Genomic DNA, 21556 nt, shown 5'->3' with positions numbered 1-21556 from the left:
TCAGCTGCGCAGCGACCGGATGAGGCCCTGCTGCGTGACCGTGGCCACGTGGGTGCCGTCGGCCGCCCAGATCTGGCCGAAGCACAGCGCTCGCCCGCCGGAGGCCGCCGGGCTGTCGGTCTCGTAGAGGAACCACTCGTCGGCGCGCACCGGCGCGTGGAACCACACCGCGTGGTCGAGGCTGGCGCCGACGTACTCCCCGCCCCAGCCGCCGCCGGTGCGGGCCAGCCCGGCCGAGAGCAGGGTCAGGTCGCTGACGAAGGTCAGCGCCGAGCGGTGCACGCTGCCGTCCTCGGGCAGCCGGCCGGCGACCCGCATCCACGCGCAGGTGCGGGTGTCCGGCGGCGACTTCGGCGTCCGGTCGAAGGGGTCCTCGAGCAGCCGCTGCTCCACGGCCTGGCTGATGGCGAGCGCGGCGGCGGCGCGCTCCCCGTGGGGCGCGACCACCTCGGGGAGGCTGGGCAGGGTCTCGGGGGCCGGCACCTCGGGCATCGGCAGCGCGTGCTCGACGACGGGGGTCTCCGGTACCGAGGCGTCGGCGGTCAGGGCGAAGATCGCGACGTCCTCGCCCCGGCGCCGCTGCCAGGCGATGACCCGCCGGGTGCTGAACGTGCGCCCGTCCCGGATCCGCTCGACGGCGTAGCGGATCTCCTCGTGCGGGTCACCGGGCCGCAGGAAGTACGAGTGCAGCGAGTGCACGGCGCGCTCCCCCGGCAGCGTCCGCGACGCGGCCATGAGGGCCTGCCCGGCCACCTGCCCGCCGAAGATGCGCTGCAGCGGCGTCCGCGGCGTCTGGCCGACGTACAGGTCGGTGTCGCGCTCCTCGAGGTCGAGGACGGCCATCAGCGAGGCGGCCTGGCTGCCGCCGTCCACCTGCGTCACGAGTCGGTGCCCACCTCGTGGACCCGGATGAGGTTGGTCGACCCGGGGGTGTTCGGCGGGCTGCCGGCCACGACGACGACCCGGTCGCCCTCCTTGAGCCGGCCGATGGACAGAAGCGAGAAGTCCACCTGGCGGACCATGTCGTCGGTGTGCTGCACCTCGGGGACCAGGAAGGTCTCCACGCCCCAGGACAGCGCCAGCTGGCTGCGCACCCGCCCGTCGACGGTGAACGCCAGCAGCGGCATCCGGGGGTGCAGCGCGGCCAGCCGCCGGGCGCTGCCACCGGTCTGGGTGAAGGTCGCCAGGGCCTTGACGTCGAGGGACTCCGCGATGTCCCGCGCGGCCCGGACGATGGCGCCGGACCGGGACCGCGACCGCCGCACCAGCTCGGGGACGCGCACGGCGTCGCTCTCGACGGCGTCGATGATCCGCTCCATCGTCCGCACCGCGGCGATCGGGTAGCGCCCCACCGAGGTCTCCCCCGACAGCATGACCGCGTCCGCGCCGTCCAGGACGGCGTTGGCCACGTCGGAGGCCTCCGCGCGCGTGGGCCGCGAGTTGGTGATCATCGACTCGAGCATCTGCGTGGCCACGATGACCGGCTTGTTGCGCTCGCGGGCGGCCTGGACGGCCCGCTTCTGCACCAGCGGCACCTGCTCCAGCGCCAGCTCCACGCCCAGGTCGCCGCGGGCGACCATGATGCCGTCGAACGCCTCGACGATCGCCTCGAGGTTCTCCACCGCCTCGGGCTTCTCCAGCTTGGCGATCACGGGGACGGAGACGTCCTCCTGCCGCATGACGTCGCGCACCAGCTCCACGTCGCGCGGCGAGCGCACGAAGGACAGCGCGACGAAGTCGACGCCCATGTGCAGGGCGAAGCGGAGGTCCTCCTCGTCCTTGTCCGACATCGCCGGCACGCTCACCGCGACGCCCGGCAGCGACAGGCCCTTGTTGTTGGACACCTCGCCGCCCTCGACGACCAGGCACCACACGTCGGACCCGTCGACCTCGACGACCGACAGCGCCAGCTTGCCGTCGTCGACCAGCAGCCGGTCGCCGACCCGGGCGTCGGCCGCGAGGCCCTTGTAGGTGGTGGAGACCCGCTCGGCGGTGCCCTCGACGTCGTCGACGGTGATGCAGACCCGGCTGCCGGTCTCCCAGTGGACCGGACCGTCGGCGAAGGTGCCGAGGCGGATCTTCGGCCCCTGCAGGTCGGCGAGGACGGCGACGGCGTGACCGGTGCGGTCGGAGGCCTCGCGGACCATCCGGTAGTTCTTCTCGTGGTCGGTGTGCGCTCCGTGGCTGAAGTTCAGCCGGGCGACGTCCATCCCCGACTCGACGAGGGCGGTGACCTGCTCCTGGGAACCGGTCGCCGGCCCGAGGGTGCAGACGATCTTGGCGCGACGCGACATGGGTCAGACGCTAGTGGGGTGGCCCGTCCCGCGCGGGGAGGGCTCCCTGTGAGGCTCGTCCACGCACGACGAGGGCCGGGTCCCGCGCGGTGCGGGACCCGGCCCCGTCGGCCCCGTCCGGAGGCTCACCCCGGGCGTGCGAGGGGACGGAGCCCCTACCGCAGCGCCACCGCGGTGGGGGTCACCGGACGCGGCAGCATCGTCGAACCGGTCAGCCAGGCGTCGACGCCGCCCGCGGCCGCCCGGCCCTCGGCGATCGCCCACACGATGAGCGACTGGCCGCGGCCCATGTCGCCGGCGACGAAGACGCCGGGGACGGTCGACATGAACTCACCGTCGCGGGCGACGTTGCCGCGCTGGTCGACCTCCACGCCCAGCGCCTCCACCAGGCCGGTGCGCTGGGCACCGGTGAAGCCCATGGCGAGGAACACCAGGTCGGCGGGCAGCTCGCGCTCGGTGCCCTCCACCTTCTGGAACCGGCCGTCGACCCGCTCCACGTCGTGGATGAGCAGCGCGCGCACGTTGCCCTCGTCGTCGCCGACGAAACGCTCGGTGTTGACGCTGTAGAGCCGCTCGCCGCCCTCCTCGTGGGCGCTGGAGACGCGCATGACCATCGGGTAGGTCGGCCACGGGTTGGTCTCGGCCCGGCGGTCCGGCGGCGCCGGCATGATCTCCAGCTGGGTGACCGAGAGCGCCCCCTGCCGGTGGGCGGTGCCCAGGCAGTCGGCGCCGGTGTCACCGCCGCCGATGATCACGACGTGCTTGCCGTGGGCGTTGATCGGCGGCTCGTCGAGCTCGCCGAGCGCCTGCCGGTTGCCGAAGGGCAGGTACTCCATCGCCAGGTGGATGCCACGCAGCTCCCGCCCCGGCGCGGGCAGGTCGCGGCCCATGGTGGCGCCACCGGCCAGGACGACGGCGTCGAAGTCCGCGCGCAGCTGCTCGACGGTCGGATCGCCGTCCCGGCCGCTGCCCACCTCGACCCCGGTGACGAACCGGGTGCCCTCGGCCCGCATCTGGTCCAGCCGCCGGTCGAGCACGGCCTTCTCCATCTTGAACTCGGGGATGCCGTAGCGCAGCAGCCCCCCGACGCGGTCGGCCCGCTCGAAGACGGTGACGTCGTGACCCGCGCGGGTCAGCTGCTGGGCGGCGGCCAGCCCGGCCGGCCCGGAGCCGATGACGGCGACCTTCTTGCCGGTGTGCTCCTGCGGGGGGACCGGCTTGACCAGGTCGCGCTGGAACGCCTGGTCGATGATCTCCCACTCGATCTGCTTGATCGTGACCGGCGACTCCTGCAGGTTCAGCACGCAGGAGCCCTCGCACGGCGCCGGGCACAGCTTCCCGGTGAACTCCGGGAAGTTGTTGGTGGCGTGCAGCCGCTCGATCGCCTCGGTCCAGTCGTCGCGGCGGGCGAGGTCGTTCCACTCCGGGATCAGGTTGCCCAGCGGGCAGCCGTGGTGGCAGAACGGGATGCCGCAGTCCATGCACCGGGCGGCCTGCTGGCGCACCGCGGCGACGGGGAAGACGGCGTCCTCCCCGTTCTGCCGGGAGAGGTAGACGTCCTTCCAGTCCAGGATCCGCACGTCGACCGGGCGCCGCGGTGGCAGCGCCCGCTCGTGCTTGAGGAAACCGGTCGAGTCAGCCACGTGCGGCCTCCATCACAGCTCGATCCACATCCGTTCCTGCGGCCTCGGCAGCCCGCCGGGCCTCCAGCGCCCGCCGGTAGTCGCGCGGCATGATCACGCTGAACCGCTCGGACCAGCGGCCCCAGTCGGCCAGCAGCGCGGCGGCCACCGGCGACGCGGTGTCCGCGGCATAGCGCACCAGCACGTCGCGCAGCCACTGCGCGGACTCCCCGTCCAGCGGGTCGACGTCCACCATCTCGGTGTTGACCCGGTGCCGGGCCAGGTCGAGCACGTAGCCGATGCCGCCGGACATGCCGGCCGCGATGTTGCGGCCGGTCGGGCCGAGGATCACCGCGGCTCCGCCGGTCATGTACTCCAGCGCGTGGTCGCCCACGCCCTCGACGACGGCCAGCGCGCCGGAGTTGCGCACGCAGAACCGCTCGCCGACCCGACCGCGGAGGAAGACCTCGCCCCCGGTGGCGCCGTAGGCGATGACGTTGCCGGCGAGGACGTTGTCCTCGGCGGCGAAGCCGGCCTCGCGCGCCGGGCGGACGACGATCCGCCCGCCGGACAGGCCCTTGCCGACGTAGTCGTTGGCGTCGCCGAACAGCCGCATCGTGACGCCCCGCGGCAGGAAGGCCCCGAAGGACTGGCCGGCCGACCCGGTGAAGGTCAGGTCGATCGTGCCGTCGGGCAGCCCCTCACCGCCGAAGCGCCGGGTGACCATCGAGCCCAGCATCGTGCCGACGGTGCGGTTGACGTTGCGCACCGGCAGCTCGAGGCTCACCGGTCGCGCGTCGAGCAGCGCGCCCTCGCACAGCTGGATCAGCGTCTGGTCCAGCGCGACGTCCAGGCCGTGGTCCTGCTCGCGGACCCGGTGCCGGGCAGCGCCCTCGGGCAGCTCCGGCACGGCGAGCATGCGGGACAGGTCCAGCCCGGCGGCCTTCCAGTGGTCGACCGCCTTGCGGGTGTCGAGCAGCTCGGCGTGGCCGATCGCCTCGTCCAGCGAGCGGAAGCCCAGCTCGGCGAGGTACTGGCGCACCTGCTCGGCGAGGAACTCGAAGAACGTGACGACGAACTCCGGCCGCCCGGTGAACCGCTTGCGCAGCTCGGGGTTCTGCGTGGCGACGCCGACCGGGCAGGTGTCCAGGTGGCAGACGCGCATCATCACGCAGCCGGAGACGACCAGCGGAGCGGTGGCGAAGCCGTACTCCTCGGCGCCCAGCAGCGCGGCGATGAGCACGTCGCGACCGGTCTTCATCTGCCCGTCGGCCTGGACGACGATGCGGTCGCGCAGGCCGTTGGCCAGCAGCGTCTGCTGCGTCTCGGCCAGGCCCAGCTCCCACGGCGAGCCGGCGTGCTTGAGCGAGGTCAGGGGTGCTGCGCCCGTCCCGCCGTCGTGCCCGGAGATGAGGACGACGTCGGCGTGCGCCTTGCTCACACCGGCCGCGACCGTCCCGACCCCGACCTCGCTGACCAGCTTGACGTGGACCCGCGCCTCGTTGTTGGCGTTCTTCAGGTCGTGGATCAGCTGCTTGAGGTCCTCGATCGAGTAGATGTCGTGGTGCGGCGGCGGGCTGATCAGGCCGACGCCCGGCGTCGAGTGCCGGGTGCGGGCCACCCACGGGTACACCTTCGCGCCGGGCAGCTGGCCGCCCTCGCCGGGCTTGGCGCCCTGCGCCATCTTGATCTGGATGTCGTCGGCGTTGACCAGGTACTCGCTGGTGACGCCGAACCGGCCGCTGGCCACCTGCTTGATCGCCGAGCGGCGCAGGTCACCGTTCGGGTCGGGCTGGAAGCGGTCGGGGTCCTCGCCGCCCTCACCGGTGTTCGACTTGCCGCCGATCCGGTTCATGGCGATCGCGAGGGTCTCGTGCGCCTCCTGCGAGATGGAGCCGTAGCTCATCGCGCCGGTCTGGAAGCGCTTGACGATCTCGCTGGCCGGCTCGACCTCCTCCAGCGGCACGGGCGGGCGCACGCCGGTCCTGATCGTGAACAGGCCGCGCAGGGTGGCGGCCTCCTCGGACAGCTTGTCGACGGTGTCGGTGTAGCGCTGGAACACCTCGTACTGCCGCGAGCGGGTGGCGTGCTGGAGCAGGAACACCGTCTCGGGGTTGAACAGGTGCACCTCGCCCTCGCGGCGCCACTGGTACTCGCCGCCGGTCTCCAGCCGCCGGTGCGCGCGCTCGGTGGGGTTCTCCGGGTAGGCGCGGCGGTGGCGCATGGCCACCTCCTCGGCGAGGACGTCGATGCCGACGCCGCCGAGCGGGCAGGAGGTGCCGGTGAAGTACTCGTCGACGACCTCGTCCGAGAGACCGACCGCCTCGAAGATCTGGGCCATCGTGTACGAGCCGACGGTGCTGATGCCCATCTTGCTCATGACCTTCAGGACGCCCTTGCCCAGCGCCTTGACCACGTTGCGGACCGCCTGCGCCGGCTGGATGCCGGTGAGGACGCCGTCGCGGATGAGGTCCTCGATGGACTCGAAGGCCAGGTACGGGTTGACCGCGGCGGCGCCGTAGCCGAGCAGCAGCGCGACGTGGTGCACCTCGCGGCAGTCGCCGGACTCGACGACCAGGCCGACCTCCATGCGGGTCTTCTGCCGCACGAGGTGGTGGTGGACCGCGGCCGTCATCAGCAGCGACGGGATGGGCGCGCGGTTCTCGTCGCAGTCCCGGTCGGAGAGCACGATGATCCGGGCGCCGGCGGAGATCGCCTTGCTGACCTTGGTGCGCAGCTGCTCGACCGCCTCGGCCAGCGCCGGCCCGCCGCCGTTGACGTCGAAGTGGCCGGTGATCCGGACGGCGGCGTAACCCGGCAGGTCACCGTCGTCGTCGATGTGCAGGATCTTGGCCAGCTCGTCGTTGTCGATGACCGGGTAGGGCAGGAAGAGCTGCCGGCAGGACGCCGGGGTGGCGTGCAGCAGGTTCTGCTCGGGGCCGAAGGTGCGCCCCAGGCTGGTCACCAGCTCCTCGCGGATGGCGTCCAGCGGCGGGTTGGTCACCTGGGCGAACAGCTGCCCGAAGTAGTCGTAGAGCAGCCGCGAGCGGTCCGACAGCGCCGCGACCGGGGTGTCGGTGCCCATCGAGCCGATCGGCTCGGCGCCGGAGGACGCCATCGGGGTGAGCAGGACGCGCAGGTCCTCCTCGGTATAGCCGAACAGCTGCTGCCGGCGGACGACGGACTCGTGGCTGGGCCGGGCGCGACGGCGCTCGGGCAGCTGCGGCAGGTGCACCAGGCCGGCGTGCAGCCAGTCCTCGTACGGGTGCTCGGCCGCCAGGGCGCCCTTGACCTCCTCGTCGGAGACGATCTTCCCGGCCGCGGTGTCGACGAGGAACATCCGGCCCGGCTGCAGCCGGCCCTTCGCGACCACCTCGGAGTCGGGGATGTCCAGGACGCCGACCTCGCTGGCCAGCACGACGAGGTCGTCCTTGGTGTGCCACCAGCGGCCCGGGCGCAGCCCGTTGCGGTCGAGGACGGCACCGATGAGCGTGCCGTCGGTGAAGGCGACCGCGGCGGGCCCGTCCCAGGGCTCCATGATCGAGGAGTGGAACCGGTAGAAGGCCCGGCGGGCCGGGTCCATCTCGTCGTGGTTCTCCCACGCCTCCGGGATCATCATGAGCACCGCGTGCGGCAGCGAGCGGCCGGACAGGTGCAGCAGCTCGAGCACCTCGTCGAAGGTGGCCGAGTCGCTGAAGTCGCTGGCGGTGACGGGGAAGATCCGCTCGAGGCCGAGCTCGGACGCGGGGCCGGCCGGGCCGTCGAACAGCTCGGTCTGGAGCTTCGCCTCGCGGGCGCGCATCCGGTTCCGGTTGCCCTTGATGGTGTTGATCTCGCCGTTGTGCGCGATCACCCGGAACGGGTGGGCCAGCGGCCAGCTCGGGAAGGTGTTGGTCGAGAACCGGCTGTGCACCAGCGCGATCGCCGACGCGTAGCGCTCGTCGCGGAGGTCGGGGAAGAACGCGGGCAGCTGGTCGGTGGTCAGCATGCCCTTGTAGGTGATGGTGCGCGAGGACAGCGAGGCGATGTAGAGGGAGCTGCCGGCCTCGGTCGCGGCCCGCTCGGCCCGCTTGCGCAGCACGAACGCGCGCCGCTCCAGCCGGGTCACGCCGTTGACGGCCTTGGCGCCGCCGAACGCGGCCGCGTCGGCGCGGGCACCGATGGTCTCGGCGACGAACACCTGGGCGAAGTGCGGCATGACCGCGCGGGCGGTCGGGCCGACGTCGGCGCCGTCCGGGTCGACCGGCAGCTCGCGCCAGCCGAGGACGGTCAGGCCCTCCTCGGCGGCCAGGCGGGCGACGTCCTCGACGCGCGCGGCGCGCTCGGCCTCGTCGACCGGCAGGAAGGCGATGCCGACGGCGTACTCGCCCAGCGGCGGGAGGTCGAAGTCGACCTCGGCGCGCAGCAGCGCGTCGGGGACCTGCGTGAGGATGCCGGCGCCGTCGCCGGAGTTCGGCTCGGAGCCGGCCGCACCGCGGTGGTCGAGGTTGTGCAGGGCGGTGAGCCCGGCGGCCACGATCCCCCGGGAGGCACGCCCCTGCACGTCGGCGACGAAGGCGACGCCACAGGCGTCCTTGTCGTTGGCCGGGTCGTACAGGCCGGACGCGGCCGGGACGGCCGAGAACGGCACGGCGGTACCGCCGGAGGCGGAAGGCGCGGCGGGGGCGGTGGACTCGAACATGTCACTCCCGTCGTCGGCACGCCGCCCGGTCGCCGTCGACGGTGACGGGAGCGGGGCGGGGGGCGGGGGGCCCGGCCGGTGGTCATCGGTCAGAGGAACGGGGCACTGCGGCTGATACCGGTGACGCGGGCGGTCCGTGGACCCCCCGGGACGGCCCGGCTGGCGAGCTCCGGGGGTGGTGCCCCGGTGCCGTCGTCCGCGGGGCGGCGCTGGCCCGGTTCCGACTCGTGCGACCCCGCCAGGATCACTGTGGGGTCTTGGCAGAAGGGTACACAGCCGTAACCCGGATCTCGTACGGATGAACCCCGGGGACGGCGCGTCGTCCTCAGGTACCGGTATGTCGCCGGTCGCCGTCGCCACCTGGGTCTTCGCCGTCGCGGGACTCCGTGGCCGCCGGAGCGGCGGCCGGGGTGGCGGCCGGAGCGGAGTCCGCGCGGGGGCGACGGGCCGGCGCGGTGTCACCAGCGTCACGTCCGCGGGTGATCACCTCGCGGGGCCGGCCGCGCTGCCAGACCAGGTGGGCCACCGCGAGCAGACCCACGACGACGGCGGTGAAGACGTTGAGCCGGATGCCGGCGAAGGTCTCCGCAGGGTCGACGCGCAGCAGCTCGATCCACAGCCGGCCGGCGCAGTAGAGGGCCACGTAGAGCGCGAACGCCCGCCCGTGGCTGAGCCGGAAGCGCCGGTCGGCCCACACCACGACCGCCGCCGCGGCCAGGTTCCACAGCAGCTCGTAGAGGAAGGTCGGGTGGAAGGTGCCGAGCACCACCGGCTGACCATCGGGGCCGACGACGGCCTGGGTGCCGGTCCAGTCGTGGACGGTCAGCGCCCAGGGCAGGTCGGTGGCGCGGCCGTAGAGCTCGTTGTTGAACCAGTTGCCCAGCCGGCCGATGGCCTGGGCGACGAGCAGCCCCGGGGCCAGGGCGTCGGCGAAGGCCGGCAGCGGGATGCCGCGGCGGCGGCAGGCGATCCAGGCGCCGACCCCGCCCAGGGCGATCGCGCCCCAGATGCCGAGGCCGCCCTCCCAGATGGCGAAGGCCCGCAGCGGGTCGCCGCCCTCGCCGAAGTAGGGCCGGGGGCTGCTGACGACGTGGTACAGCCGGCCGCCGACGATGCCGAACGGCACCGCCCAGACGGCGATGTCCAGGACGTCGCCCTTCGCCCCGCCCCGGGCGACCCAGCGTCGCTCGGTGATCACGACCGCCGCGACGATGCCGGCGATGATGCACAGCGCGTAGGCCCGGATGGGCAGCGGGCCCAGTTCCCAGACGCCCTGCGTGGGGCTGGGGATCGCGGCCAGGACGCTCACGGCACGGACACCGGACGGCGCACGCCCGCGGCGAGGTCCTCCGAGAGCCGGCGCACGCCCTCGGCGCCCCGGCCCTCGAGCAGCTCCCGCACGTAGGCCGACCCGACGATGACACCGTCGGCGAAGCCGGCGACCTCGGCGGCCTGGTCGCCGTTCGAGACGCCCAGGCCCACGCACACCGGCAGCTCGGTGACCTCCCGGGTGCGGGCGACCAGCCGTTCCGCGGCGTCGCCGACGGTGGCCCGGGTGCCGGTGACGCCCATGGTGGAGGCGGCGTAGACGAAGCCCCGGCAGGCCGCGACGGTGGCGGCCAGGCGCGCGTCGGTGGACGACGGCGCGACCAGGAACACGCGGTCGAGGTCGTGCGCCTCCGACGCGGCCAGCCACTCCCCGGCCTCGTCGGGGATGAGGTCGGGGGTGATGGCCCCCGCTCCCCCGGCGGCGGCCAGGTCGGCGGCGAACCGCTCGACCCCGTAGCGCTCGATCGGGTTCCAGTAGCTCATCACCACCGGCACCGCACCGGTCGCGGCGACCGCCTCGACGGCGCGCAGCACGTCGCGCATGCCGACGCCGGCGCGCACGGCCGGGTCGACGGCCTGCTGGATCACCGGGCCGTCCATGCCGGGGTCGCTGTAGGGGACGCCGACCTCGACGACGTCGGCCCCGCCCTCGACCGCCGCGACCATGGCGGCGATCGAGGTGTCGACGTCCGGGTACCCGACCGGCAGGTAGGCGACCAGCGCCGAGCGGCCCTCCGTCCTGGCCCCGGCGATGCTGTCCTGCAGGCGACTCACGCCGACTCCCCCGCGTCCTGCCCGGCGACCGCGTCGCCGGAGGTGACCGCGCCCTCGGTGGGCTGCTGGTCGGTGTCCATGCCGGCGCCGGGCTCGACGTGCTCGCGGTCGCCGAGGCCGAACCAGCGCGACGCCGTCTCGACGTCCTTGTCCCCGCGGCCGGAGAGGTTGACCAGCAGCAGCGGAGGCTCGTCGCCCCGCCCACCAGCGCCCCGCGACGCCAGCTCCTGGCCCAGCTTCACGGCGCCGGCGAGGGCGTGCGCCGACTCGATCGCCGGGATGATGCCCTCGGTGCGGCACAGCAGCGCGAAGGCCTCCATGGCCTCGGCGTCGGTGACCGCCCGGTACTCCGCCCGGCCGATGTCGTGCAGGTGGGAGTGCTCCGGGCCCACGCCCGGGTAGTCCAGGCCGGCGCTGATCGAGTGCGACTCGACGGTCTGACCGTTGTCGTCCTGCAGCAGGTAGGAGCGGGCGCCGTGCAGCACGCCCGGCGTCCCGCCGGTGATGGTGGCCGCGTGCCGGCCGGTGTCCACGCCGTCCCCGCCGGCCTCCAGGCCGACCAGCCGGACACCCTCGTCCGGGACGAAGGCGGTGAAGATCCCGATGGCGTTGGAGCCGCCGCCCACGCAGGCCAGGACGGCGTCGGGCAGCCGGCCGAGCCGCTCGAGCAGCTGCGCGCGCGCCTCGTCGCCGATGACCCGCTGGAAGTCGCGGACCATCTCCGGGAACGGGTGCGGGCCGGCCACGGTGCCGAACACGTAGTTCGTCGTCTCGACGTTGGTGACCCAGTCGCGGAACGCCTCGTTGATGGCGTCCTTGAGGGTGCGCGAGCCGGTGGTCACCGGGACGACCTCGGCGCCGAGCAGCCGCATCCGGGCGACGTTGAGCGCCTGGCGGCGGGTGTCCTCCTCGCCCATGTAGATCGTGCAGGACAGCCCCATGAGCGCCGCCGCGGTGGCGGTCGCGACGCCGTGCTGGCCGGCCCCGGTCTCGGCGATGACCCGCTGCTTGCCGATCCGCCTGGTCAGCAGTGCCTGGCCCAGCACGTTGTTGATCTTGTGCGAGCCGGTGTGGTTGAGGTCCTCGCGCTTGAGCCAGATGCGCGCCCCGCCGGCGTGCTCGGCGAACCGCGGCACCTCGGTGATGGGGCTCGGCCGGCCGGTGTAGTCGCGCTGCAGCGCGGCGAACTCCTCGATGAAGGCCGGGTCGACGCGCATCGCGCGGTAGGCCTCGGTCAGCTCGTCGAGCGCGGCGATCAGCGCCTCCGGCACGAACCGGCCACCGAAGACCCCGAAGTGGCCGGTGGCGTCGGGCCAGCTGGGGTGCGCCGGCTCGAGTCGCGCTTCCGGTGGGGAGACGGCGCTCGTGGTCATGACCCCAGTGTCCCGCGTCCGGGCGCCGGGGTGGTGGGGTGGGTCGGCAACACGCTGGTGGAGGGGTCAGCGCACCGGGCAGGCCGGGCTCCGGCCGCTGTCGCGCGGTTGCCCGCGTCCTCGCGCTGCTGCTGCAGCGCCGATGCGGAGGCGACCGCGCGGGAGTCGGCCCCCCTGCAGCGGCCCGCCGCGGGCCCAGTCCGGAGGCTCGTCCCGAGCTCGCGAGGGATGCGGAGGACGGGGTCCTCCCACGGTGGGGGCGGAAGGGTCCTTCAGCGGGGGGTGTGCGGAGTGGCGGGGTGCGCGCCGGCCGTGACCAGGTCGGCGACCGCCTGGCGGGCGTCGCCGGCGGTCACCAGGCCCTCGCCCACGAGGACGGCGTCGGCGCCGGCCGCCGCGTAGGAGATGAGGTCGTGCGGACCGCGGACGCCGGACTCGGCGACCTTCACGACCTCCGACGGCAGCCCCGGCGCGATCCGCTCGAAGGTGGAGCGGTCGACGTGCAGCGTGGTCAGGTCGCGGGCGTTGACGCCGATCACCGCGGCGCCGGCGGACAGCGCGCGGTCGGCCTCGGCCTCGGTGTGCACCTCGACCAGCGCGGTCATGCCGAGCGACTCGACCCGCTCCAGCAGGCCGACGAGCGCGTTCTGCTCCAGCGCGGCGACGATCAGCAGGACGACGTCGGCCCCGTGGGCGCGCGCCTCGTGCACCTGGTAGCTGGTGACCACGAAGTCCTTGCACAGCACCGGGACGTCGACGGCCGCTCGGACGGCGGCGAGGTCGGCCTGGCCACCCCCGAAGCGGCGCCGTTCGGTGAGCACGCTGATCACCCGGGCGCCGCCGTCGGCGTACTGCCGGGCCAGCACCGCGGGGTCGGGGATGTCGGCGAGCGCACCCTTCGAGGGGCTCTGCCGCTTCACCTCGGCGATGACGCCGACGCCCGGCGCGCGCAGCGCCGCGAGGGCGTCGAGGGGCGGGCGGGCGTCCCGCGCGGCGGCCTTGACCTCCGCCAGCGGAGTGGTCGCCTCGCGTGCCGCCAGGTCCTCACGGACGCCGGCGACGATCTCGTCGAGCACGGACACGAGTCCTCCCCGCTGCTGCTCGTCAACCGCCCACCGGGCCAGGAGACCACCCACCGGGCGCGGCCCGGGCCGGGCCTCGATCCGTGGACCCACTCTAGAGGCGGCGGATCGCCGAGCCGCCCGCGGGGGCGCACGCACTCCCCGCACGGGGGTGTGGACCAGGTGGCCCCGGGTACTCAGCGGTGTTCCGCCGTCCCCTCGGTGGGGTCCTCGCCGCGGTCGAGCGCCCGCCAGGCGTCGAGCGCGCGGTCCTCGTCGGTCTGCCGGCGGGCGCGGGCGGGGGCCGCGGGGGCTGTGGCGGCCGCACGCTCGTACCGGCGTCCCATGCCCGGCCAGGTGCGGCCGCGGAGCACGGTGAGCAGGCCCGCCGCCACGGCGAGCAGCCCCGCGACGAGGGCGAGCACCGGCCAGGCGGCGGACACCGCGGTCGTGACCGTGCTGCCCGGCGTCCCGCTGCCGAGCACGCCCGCCGCCGCGGCGTCCCCGCCGGTCGCCAGGGTCCGCAGACCCGACCAGCCGAGCGCTCCCCCGGCGACGGCGGCCAGCAGCCCCACCAGCACCCGCCCGGCACCGCGGACGGCGACCAGCGCGACCGCGGCCGCCAGCAGCACCAGCCCTCCGGCCGGGACCAGCGGCGCGAGCGCCGAGCCGGTCAGCTGCTCGGTGACCGGCGGCAGGGGCTCCGGGCGCGCCACGGTCGCGGTGAGCCAGGTCTGCCCGCCGGTGGACAGCGCCAGTCCCCCGGCCGCGGCCAGGCCGACGACGGCCGCGGCCATCTCGCGGCGGTCGCTCACGGGAGCTCCCGCATCCCCTCCGCCGTCGCGATCGCCGAGAGCACCGCGCGCGCCTTGTGCCGGGTCTCGGCCTCCTCGGTGGCCGGGTCGCTGTCGGCGACGACGCCCGCGCCGGCCTGCACGTAGGCGCGGCCCTGGTGCAGCACCGCCGTCCGGATGGCGATGGCCATGTCCAGGTCGCCGCTGGCGTCGACGTAGCCGACGGTGCCGGCGTAGAGCGCCCGCCGGGTGGGCTCCAGCGACTCGATGATCGCCATCGCGCTCGGCTTGGGCGCCCCGGAGACGGTGCCGGCCGGGAAGGTCGCGTCGAAGACGTCGAGGGCGTCCCACTGCGGGGCGACCTCGCCGGCCACGGTCGACACCAGGTGCATCACGTGGCTGTAGTGCTCGATGCGCATGAAGTCGGGCACCTCGACCGTGCCGGGCACGCAGACCCGGCCCAGGTCGTTGCGGGCCAGGTCGACCAGCATCACGTGCTCGGCGCGCTCCTTGGGGTCGGCCAGCAGGCCCTCGGCCAGCCGCGCGTCCTCCTCGGGGGTCGCGCCCCGCGGGCGGGTGCCGGCCGGCGGGTGGACGACGGCCGAGCTGCCGGTCACGGTGACCAGCGCCTCCGGCGAGGAGCCGACGACGTCGAACGGCGACTCCCGCCCGGCGAAGCGCAGCAGGTACATGTACGGCGAGGGGTTGGTCGCCCGCAGCACCCGGTAGAGGTCCAGGGCCTCCACCTCGGTGGGCACCTCGAAGCGCTGCGAGAGCACCACCTGGAAGGCGTCGCCGGCCCGGATGTGCTCCCGCACGCGCTCCACGCCGTCCTCGAAGACGCCGGGCGCCATGTTGCTCCGCACCGGCGGCGGCGCGGTCGTCGTGAAGGTGGCCACGCCAGGGGGTGCGGCCTTGGCCAGGTCGGCGGCCATCGCGTCGAGCCGGGTCACCGCGTCGTCGTAGCCCTCCGAGCCCTGCCCCTCTTCCCCGCCCCGAGCCGCCCCCGCGAACGCGTTGGCGATCAGCAGCACCGTGCCGTCGTGGTGGTCGAGCACCGCGAGGTCGGTGACCAGCATGAGCGCGAGCTCGGGCATGCCGAGGTCGTCGACGGCGGTGACCGGCAGCCGCTCCAGCCGCCGGACGACGTCGTAGCCGAGGTAGCCGACCAGGCCGCCGGTGAGCCGGGGCAGGTCGGCACGGCGCGGCGAGCGCAGCCGGCGGGCCAGCGTGCGCACGGCGGCCAGCGGGTCCGCGGGCAGGTCGTCGGTGAGGCCGGGCAGCTCCTCCCCCAGCCACAGCGCGGCGCCGTCCCGCTCCGTCAGCACCCCGGCGCTGCGCACGCCGACGAAGCTGTACCGGCTCCACTGCTTGCCCTGCTCGGCGGACTCCAGGAGCACCGTGCCCGGCCGGTTGCCGGCGAGCTTGCGGTAGATGCCGACCGCGGTCTCGCCGTCGGCGAGCAGCCGGCGGGTGACCGGGACCATCGGCTGGTCGAGGGCCGCGAACTCCTCCCGGGACGGGGAGGTCTCACCGAGCCGCACGGGTGACCTCCAGGTCGCGGTGGAAGCAGGAGCGCTCGCCGGTGTGGCAGGCCGGGCCCTCCTGGTCGACGAGCACCAGCAGCGCGTCGCCGTCGCAGTCCAGCCGGACGTCGCGGACCCACTGGCGGTGCCCGGAGGTCTCCCCCTTCACCCAGTACTCCCGCCGGCTGCGGGACCAGTAGGTGGCCCGGCCGGTGGTCAGGGTGCGGCGCAGCGCCTCGTCGTCCATCCAGGCGACCATGAGCACCTCACCGGTGTCGTGCTGCTGGACGACGGCGGCGACCAGCCCGGCGGGGTCGCGGCGCAGCGCTGCTGCGACCGCGGGGTCCAGTGCGGACTCGGCGGCGGGGACGGCGGACATGCACCCGATCGTCCCACCCGCCGCCGACCGGCCGGTTCACCGGTGCGGCGTCGTCCCCCCGTCGGGGCTGCTCCCGAACCAGGCGCGCGCGGGCCGGCCCACCGCGAGCCCCAGGGCGACCGCCGGCGCGGCGGCGAAGCCGAGGACGAGGGCGGCCAGCACGCCGGCGCCCTGGTCGAGCACGGGGAGCAGCCGCGCCGCCCAGTAGGCGGCCAGCGCCAACTGCAGGGCGAAGGCGGCGACCAGCGTCCAGCGGGCGACGGGGCGGCGGCTGGCGAGCCCCAGGACCCCCGCGGTCAGCAGCAGGACGACCGAGGCCAGCTGCACGAGGGAGAGCACGCCCGCCTCGGCGGCCAGGGCCGCGCCGTCGGCCGGGAACCCGGGCTCGCCGGCCGCCATCGAGAACACCGTGCCGAGCAGCTGGAGGTAGGCGGTCGCGAGGGCCACGGCCGCGGCCTGGACGAAGGCGAGCACCGCGGCCGCGACCACCTGTCCGGGCCGCTGCGGCCGGGCGGGGGCCGGCGGCCACGGCTGCGGCCAGGGCTGCGGCCACGGGACCGCCTGGGGAGCGGCCGGGGCCCAGTACGGCATCGTCGTCGGCGGGGGCCCGGCGTAGGGGGCACCGGGCTCGGTCTCCGTCGCCGGGTCCGACCACGGGCTCGGGTGCGACGAGGTCACAGCGCGGCCGCGAGCGCCCGGCCGGCGACCCGGCCGCTGAACAGGCAGCCGCCGAGGAAGGTGCCCTCCAGCGAGCGGTAGCCGTGCATGCCGCCCCCGCCGAAGCCCGCCACCTCGCCCGCGGCGTAGAGGCCCGGGAAGACCGCGCCGCCGGGCTGCAGCACGCGGCCGGAGAGGTCGGTCTCCAGCCCGCCGAGGGTCTTGCGGGTGATGAGGTTGAGCCGGACGGCGACCAGCGGGCCGGCCTCGGGGTCGAGCAGCCGGTGCGGTGGCGCCACGCGGATGAGCTTGTCGCCGAGGTAGCTGCGCGCGCCGCGGATCGCGGTCAGCTGCAGGTCCTTGGTGAAGGGGTGGGCGACCTCGCGGTCGCGGGCGACGACCTCGCGCTCGACGTCGGCCAGCCGCAGCTCGGGCGTGCCGCCGGTGACCCGGTTCATCCCGGCCACGAGCTCGGGCAGGGTGCGGGCGACGACGAAGTCCTCCCCCCTGTCGAGGAAGGCCTGGACCGGGGCGGCGACGCCGGCGCGGGCCCGGTTGAGCAGCAGCTTGACGTCCCTGCCCGTGAGGTCGGGGTTCTGCTCGGAGCCCGACAGGGCGAACTCCTTCTCCACGATCTTGTGCGTGGCGACGAACCAGGTGTGCTCGTGGCCGGTCTGCCCGATGTGGGCCAGCGTGCCGAGGGTGTCGAAGCCCGGGAACAGCGGCACCGGCAGCCGCTTGCCGGTCGCGTCCAGCCACAGCGACGAGGGCCCCGGCAGGATCCGGATGCCGTGTCGCTCCCAGACCGGCGAGTGGTTGGCGATGCCCTCGGTGTAGTGCCACATCCGGTCGCGGTTGATCAGGTTCGCGCCGGCGGCCTCGGTGGCCTGCAGCATCCGCCCGTCGACGTGCGCCGGGACGCCGGAGAGGAGTCGCCGCGGCGCGGGGCCGAGGCGGGCCGGCCAGCTCTGCCGGACCAGGTCGTGGTTGCCGCCGATACCGCCGGAGGTGACGACGACGGCCTGCGCCGAGACCTCGAACTCCCCGGCCGCGTTGCGGCTGCTCGCCTTCCCGCGGGCGACGTCGCTGGGCTCGAGCACGGTGCCGCGGACACCGGTGACCACGCCACCGCTGACGACGAGCTCGTCGACGCGGTGCCGGAAGAGCAGCTGCAGCACCCCGCGGTCGGCGGCGGCCCGGACCCGGCGGGCGAAGGGCTCGACGATCCCCGGGCCGGTGCCCCAGACGATGTGGAAGCGCGGCACGGAGTTGCCGTGGCCGGTCGCGGTGTACCCGCCGCGCTCGGCCCAGCCGACCACCGGGAAGAACCCGATGCCCTGCCGGCGCAGCCACGCGCGCTTCTCTCCCGCGGCGAACTGCAGGTAGGCCTCGGCCCACCGGCGCGGCCAGTGGTCCTCCTCGCGGTCGAAGGAGGCGGTGCCGAACCAGTCCTGCCGGGCCAGCTCGAGCGAGTCGCGCACCCGCAGCCGCCGCTGCTCGGGCGAGTCGACGAGGAACAGCCCGCCGAAGGACCACCAGGCCTGGCCGCCCAGGGACTGCTCGGGCTCCTGGTCGAGCAGCACCACCCGCGTGCCCGCATCGGCCAGCTCCGCGGCGGCGACCAGCCCGGCCAGCCCCGCACCCACCACGACGACGTCGGTGTCGATCACGCGTCTCCTCGCTGACGCTCGTCGCCGACGTGATCGGCGATGCCGTGTCCATCCGTGACCTCGCGAGCTCGGTCACGTGTCTCCTCGCTGACGCTCGTCGCCGACGTGATCGGCGATGCCGTGTCCATCCGTGACCTCGCGAGCTCGGTCACGTGTCTCCTCGCTGACGCTCCTCGCCGACGTGATCGGCGATGCCGTGTCCATCCGTGACCTCGCGAGCTCGGTCACGTGTCTCCTCGCTGACGCTCCTCGCCGACGTGATCGGCGATGCCGTGTCCATCCGTGACCTCGCGAGCTCGGTCACGTTCTGCACGCTAGCCGGTGCGCTGCGTCCGGCGGCCTCGCTCCGGGGCCCGCGTCGCCCCGGCGCGGCCCGTCCACTCCCGGACCGGGCGACGGACGGCGAGCACCAGGCAGCCCAGCGGCCCGACGAGCAGCAGCAGCGTCTGGACGACCACCGCCCCCAGGCCCAGGGCGCCGAACAGGACGGCGGTGCCCAGCAGGCAGAGCACCAGGACGACGCTGGCGGCGGCCAGCAGCACCCACGCCCGCGCCCGCCCGAGGACGACGAGCACCGCGCCGGCCAGGGCGAGCACGGCCAGCACCGCGGGGACGGCGACGAACCACGGCGTCCCGAGCTCCGGGTCGCGGAGCAGCCAGGCCAGCCCCAGGTACTCGGCGGCGACCAGGACGCCGAAGACGGCGGCGAACGGGGCGAGGACCGGCCGTCCGGCCGGCCTCGGCGGGGGGTGCTGCCGGCGGGGCGCCGCCCGCGGCGAGCGACGCGCCGCCGCCCGGCTGCGGGAGGACGACGACGCCATGGTCGGCAGCGTAGGTCGGCCGCCGGTGCGCCGGCCGGACGCCGGTCAGCGGGTGCGTCGCGGCCGTCCGGCCACCCAGCGGCGCACCCGCGGGGTGACCGCCAGGACCGCGGCGAGCACCGGGGCCACCAGGAGCAGCAGCGGCAGGCCCGGGTTCCCGGCGTCCTCGGTGCCGGTGGCCGCCCAGACGACCGCACCGGCCAGCACCGCGACCGGGACGACGGCCAGGACCAGGAGCAGCCAGCTGCGGCGGGCCAGCAGCCAGGCCGCGCCGAGGACCTGGACCAGTGGCGCGGCGAGCAGCAGGTAGGTCCAGGGGTCGGGTCCGGCGTCGGCGGAGAGCCCGCCGAGCGCCACGGCGACGACGGCGAGGAAGAGCGTGGGCAGCGCGCCGACGAGGCCGAGGACGCCGGCGGTCAGCGCGAGCGGCGGCATGCGCGCGTCCGGCGGCGGGAGGTCGGCTGCCGGACGGCCCCGGTCGCGAGGTGTGGCCACGCTGCGCAGGCTAGGCCCCCGCCCGCCCACCGTCCGCATCCCGACGCCTTCTCGCCGGTGCACCGCCGGCGGGACGACCGCACGATGCGACAGGCGGTGACCACACGCTGTCCCGACACACACCGGTGCTGTTCCGTAACCTCGTCAGGCGCAACGGGCCGTTGACAGATGCGGGGCGCGCCTTGAACGGTTGCCGCCTCCATTTACCAATCCGTGACCAATCCGCCGGACTCATCGCGGAGAGCGCGATGAGGACGCTGTCAGGCAGGGCCGGGCGGCCACGTCGACCACCCCCACGACGTCCGTCCGCCGGCATCGGCCCGCTCCTCACCCCGGAGCGCACGGCCTGCGGACAGCGGCCTCACGCGTGGGGCGACTCCCCTGCCGGACCCCCACGACCCACGCCTCGGACCCACGCCCGCTCCGCAGCCGTGGACCCACGGACACGCGAAGGGCGAATCGAGCAACGCCCGCATCCCGAGACAGAGGAACCAGGACGATGACCGACACCACGACGCCCCCGATCCGCTCCGACGCCCGCTCCGTGGGCTCCGCCCAGCCGACGGACCCACCCACCGCTCTCGCCACCGTCCCGCCTGGCCTCGCCGACGAGGGACCGCACGTCCGCGGTGAGCTGCCCGGACCCCGGTCGGCTGAGCTGCTCGCCCGCCAGGAGCAGCGCGAGTCCCGCGCTCGCACCTACCCCCGGCACCTCCCGATCGCGATCGCCGAGGCGGCCGGCAGCCACGTCCGCGATCTCGACGGCAACGTGTACATCGACTTCCTCGCGGGAGCAGGCGTGCTCTCCCTGGGCCACAACCACCCGGACCTGGTGCAGGCCGTCGTCGAGCAGCTCGGCCGGCACGTCCACGGACTGGACCTCCCCACGCCGGCGAAGGACGCCTTCACCGACGCCCAGCTGCAGATGCTCCCGGACTCCATGCGTGACCGGATGCGCGTCCACTTCTGCGGCCCCACCGGGGCCAACGCCGTGGACGCGGCCCTCAAGCTGTGCAAGACCGCGACCGGACGGGGCGACGTCATCTCCTTCCAGGGCGGGTTCCACGGCAGCAGCCACGCGGCCATGGCGGTCACCGGCCTGGTCGAGCAGAAGAGCCCGGTCCGCAACGGTGTCCCGGGGATCCACTTCTTCCCGTTCTCCTACTGCGGCCGCTGCCCCGTGCAGCTCACCCCCGACACGTGCACCACCAACTGCGTGGCGTACCTCGAGCGCGCGCTGACGGACAGCAACGGGGGGATCCCCCTCCCGGCCGCCGTCATCCTCGAGCTGGTCCAGGGCGAGGGCGGCGTCATCCCGGCGACGGTGGACTTCGCCCGGCGGGTCCGGGAACTCACCCGCGCCCTGGACATCCCCCTCGTCGTGGACGAGGTCCAGACCGGGTGTGGCCGGACAGGGACCTGGTACGCCTTCGAGCAGTACGGGATCGAGCCCGACGTCATCGTGACGTCCAAGGGACTCAGCGGCATCGGGCAGCCGGTCGCGCTCATCATCTACGACCGGCGGCTCGACACGTGGGCCCCGGGTGCCCACACCGGCACGTTCCGTGGCAACCAGCTGGCCTTCGCCGCAGGTGCCGAGATGGTCCGGGTCGTGCGCCGCGACGGCGTCCTGCAGAACGTGCGCGAGCGCGGTCTGCAGATCGACCGGCTGCTGGCCCCGCTCCAGGACCTCCCCCACGTCCGGGAGATCCGGGGCGTCGGCCTGATGTGGGGCGTCGAGCTCGCCGATCCCGTGACCGGCCACCCCGCGGGGCAGCTCGCCCGGGACGTCCAGCACCGCGCGCTGCGGCGTGGGCTGATCCTCGAGTGCGGCGGGCGGGACGACTGCGTGGTCCGCATGCTGCCCCCGCTGAACGTCACGGCGGAGACCGTCGACCTGGCGTGCGAGATCCTCGCGACCAGCCTGCGCGAGGCGATCGACGACCTGCCGACCGCGTCTCGCGAGGGCGGTCGTGCTCTCGGCGATGGCGCGCGGATCCCGTCGCCCCGCACCCAGCCGCCGCATCGGTGATGGGAGGGGCGTCGACCGGGGTCGGGCGTCACCGGGCCCCGGAGGTCG

Annotated in this window: 18 protein-coding genes; 1 reads left to right on the top strand and 17 read right to left on the bottom strand. The window is 74.6% G+C overall.

The genetic code is table 11. The annotated features are described in order from the left end of the window. From ACI79G_RS03235 to ACI79G_RS03155, 17 genes are all read right to left on the bottom strand, one after another. A complete protein-coding gene (locus ACI79G_RS03235; RefSeq protein WP_456879665.1) occupies window positions 1-882 on the bottom strand; it encodes an acyl-CoA thioesterase in 882 nt (293 codons plus the stop codon). Further along, the gene (pyk, locus tag ACI79G_RS03230) at window positions 879-2294 is read right to left on the bottom strand and encodes a pyruvate kinase (RefSeq protein WP_456879663.1); all 1416 of its coding nucleotides are present in this window, start codon (window positions 2292-2294) and stop codon (window positions 879-881) included. Before pyk ends, ACI79G_RS03235 begins: the two co-directional genes overlap by 4 nt. A gap of 155 nt (window positions 2295-2449) precedes the next feature. After that, window positions 2450-3937, bottom strand: coding sequence for a glutamate synthase subunit beta (locus tag ACI79G_RS03225; protein ID WP_456879661.1), 1488 nt, complete (start codon window positions 3935-3937; stop codon window positions 2450-2452). Continuing rightward, a complete protein-coding gene (gltB, locus tag ACI79G_RS03220; RefSeq protein WP_456879659.1) occupies window positions 3930-8597 on the bottom strand; it encodes a glutamate synthase large subunit in 4668 nt (1555 codons plus the stop codon). Before gltB ends, ACI79G_RS03225 begins: the two co-directional genes overlap by 8 nt. Window positions 8598-8922: 325 nt before the next feature. Next, entirely contained in the window at window positions 8923-9906 is a 984-nt protein-coding gene (gene lgt / locus ACI79G_RS03215) for a prolipoprotein diacylglyceryl transferase (protein WP_456879657.1), read from the bottom strand. After that, window positions 9903-10700, bottom strand: a complete 798-nt coding sequence (gene trpA / locus ACI79G_RS03210; protein ID WP_456879655.1) for a tryptophan synthase subunit alpha — start codon at window positions 10698-10700, stop codon at window positions 9903-9905. The genes lgt and trpA overlap by 4 nt, the downstream gene beginning before the upstream one ends. Then, a complete protein-coding gene (gene trpB, locus ACI79G_RS03205; protein ID WP_456879653.1) occupies window positions 10697-12073 on the bottom strand; it encodes a tryptophan synthase subunit beta in 1377 nt (458 codons plus the stop codon). The genes trpA and trpB overlap by 4 nt, the downstream gene beginning before the upstream one ends. A gap of 272 nt (window positions 12074-12345) precedes the next feature. Further along, window positions 12346-13155 carry an indole-3-glycerol phosphate synthase TrpC gene (trpC, locus tag ACI79G_RS03200; protein ID WP_175479542.1) on the bottom strand — a complete coding sequence of 270 codons (810 nt, stop codon included), beginning with the start codon at window positions 13153-13155 and terminating at the stop codon, window positions 12346-12348. 176 nt (window positions 13156-13331) lie between these two features. Beyond that, on the bottom strand, window positions 13332-13949 hold the full coding sequence (locus ACI79G_RS03195) for a Trp biosynthesis-associated membrane protein (protein ID WP_456879647.1): 618 nt from the start codon (window positions 13947-13949) through the stop codon (window positions 13332-13334). Then, entirely contained in the window at window positions 13946-15472 is a 1527-nt protein-coding gene (locus ACI79G_RS03190) for an anthranilate synthase component I (protein WP_456879644.1), read from the bottom strand. Before ACI79G_RS03190 ends, ACI79G_RS03195 begins: the two co-directional genes overlap by 4 nt. Continuing rightward, the gene (gene hisI, locus ACI79G_RS03185) at window positions 15459-15833 is read right to left on the bottom strand and encodes a phosphoribosyl-AMP cyclohydrolase (protein WP_456879641.1); all 375 of its coding nucleotides are present in this window, start codon (window positions 15831-15833) and stop codon (window positions 15459-15461) included. The genes ACI79G_RS03190 and hisI overlap by 14 nt, the downstream gene beginning before the upstream one ends. Before the next feature lie 36 nt (window positions 15834-15869). Further along, window positions 15870-16511: a hypothetical protein gene (locus ACI79G_RS03180; RefSeq protein ID WP_456879638.1), complete on the bottom strand. Its 642-nt coding sequence runs from the start codon at window positions 16509-16511 to the stop codon at window positions 15870-15872. Next, window positions 16508-18160, bottom strand: coding sequence for an FAD-binding dehydrogenase (locus tag ACI79G_RS03175; RefSeq protein ID WP_456879637.1), 1653 nt, complete (start codon window positions 18158-18160; stop codon window positions 16508-16510). The genes ACI79G_RS03180 and ACI79G_RS03175 overlap by 4 nt, the downstream gene beginning before the upstream one ends. After that, window positions 18157-18312 (bottom strand): hypothetical protein, encoded by a 156-nt coding sequence (locus ACI79G_RS03170; protein WP_456879636.1) that lies wholly within the window; start codon window positions 18310-18312, stop codon window positions 18157-18159. The genes ACI79G_RS03175 and ACI79G_RS03170 overlap by 4 nt, the downstream gene beginning before the upstream one ends. Then, a complete protein-coding gene (locus ACI79G_RS03165; protein WP_456879634.1) occupies window positions 18309-18464 on the bottom strand; it encodes a hypothetical protein in 156 nt (51 codons plus the stop codon). Before ACI79G_RS03165 ends, ACI79G_RS03170 begins: the two co-directional genes overlap by 4 nt. Before the next feature lie 10 nt (window positions 18465-18474). Beyond that, window positions 18475-18981: a hypothetical protein gene (locus ACI79G_RS03160; RefSeq protein WP_456879631.1), complete on the bottom strand. Its 507-nt coding sequence runs from the start codon at window positions 18979-18981 to the stop codon at window positions 18475-18477. Between the two features lie 45 nt (window positions 18982-19026). Continuing rightward, a complete protein-coding gene (locus tag ACI79G_RS03155; RefSeq protein ID WP_456879629.1) occupies window positions 19027-19476 on the bottom strand; it encodes a hypothetical protein in 450 nt (149 codons plus the stop codon). 499 nt (window positions 19477-19975) lie between these two features. On the opposite strand from ACI79G_RS03155, the gene ACI79G_RS03150 reads away from it, so the two are divergent. After that, window positions 19976-21508 (top strand): aspartate aminotransferase family protein, encoded by a 1533-nt coding sequence (locus ACI79G_RS03150; protein ID WP_456879627.1) that lies wholly within the window; start codon window positions 19976-19978, stop codon window positions 21506-21508. Window positions 21509-21556 lie beyond the last annotated feature (48 nt).

This window comes from Geodermatophilus sp. SYSU D00779, from assembly GCF_054050595.1.
The sequence above is the reverse complement of the archived record's forward strand: the minus strand, read 5'-3'. Positions and strand labels throughout refer to the sequence as shown.

Coding starts and splice junctions, on each gene's coding strand:
- pyk (WP_456879663.1), bottom strand. CDS start 2,294: ATGTCGCGTCGCGCCAAGATCGTCTGCACCCTCGGGCCGGCGACCGGT.
- gltB (WP_456879659.1), bottom strand. CDS start 8,597: ATGTTCGAGTCCACCGCCCCCGCCGCGCCTTCCGCCTCCGGCGGTACC.
- trpB (WP_456879653.1), bottom strand. CDS start 12,073: ATGACCACGAGCGCCGTCTCCCCACCGGAAGCGCGACTCGAGCCGGCG.
- hisI (WP_456879641.1), bottom strand. CDS start 15,833: ATGTCCGCCGTCCCCGCCGCCGAGTCCGCACTGGACCCCGCGGTCGCA.
- ACI79G_RS03160 (WP_456879631.1), bottom strand. CDS start 18,981: ATGGCGTCGTCGTCCTCCCGCAGCCGGGCGGCGGCGCGTCGCTCGCCG.
- ACI79G_RS03150 (WP_456879627.1), top strand. CDS start 19,976: ATGACCGACACCACGACGCCCCCGATCCGCTCCGACGCCCGCTCCGTG.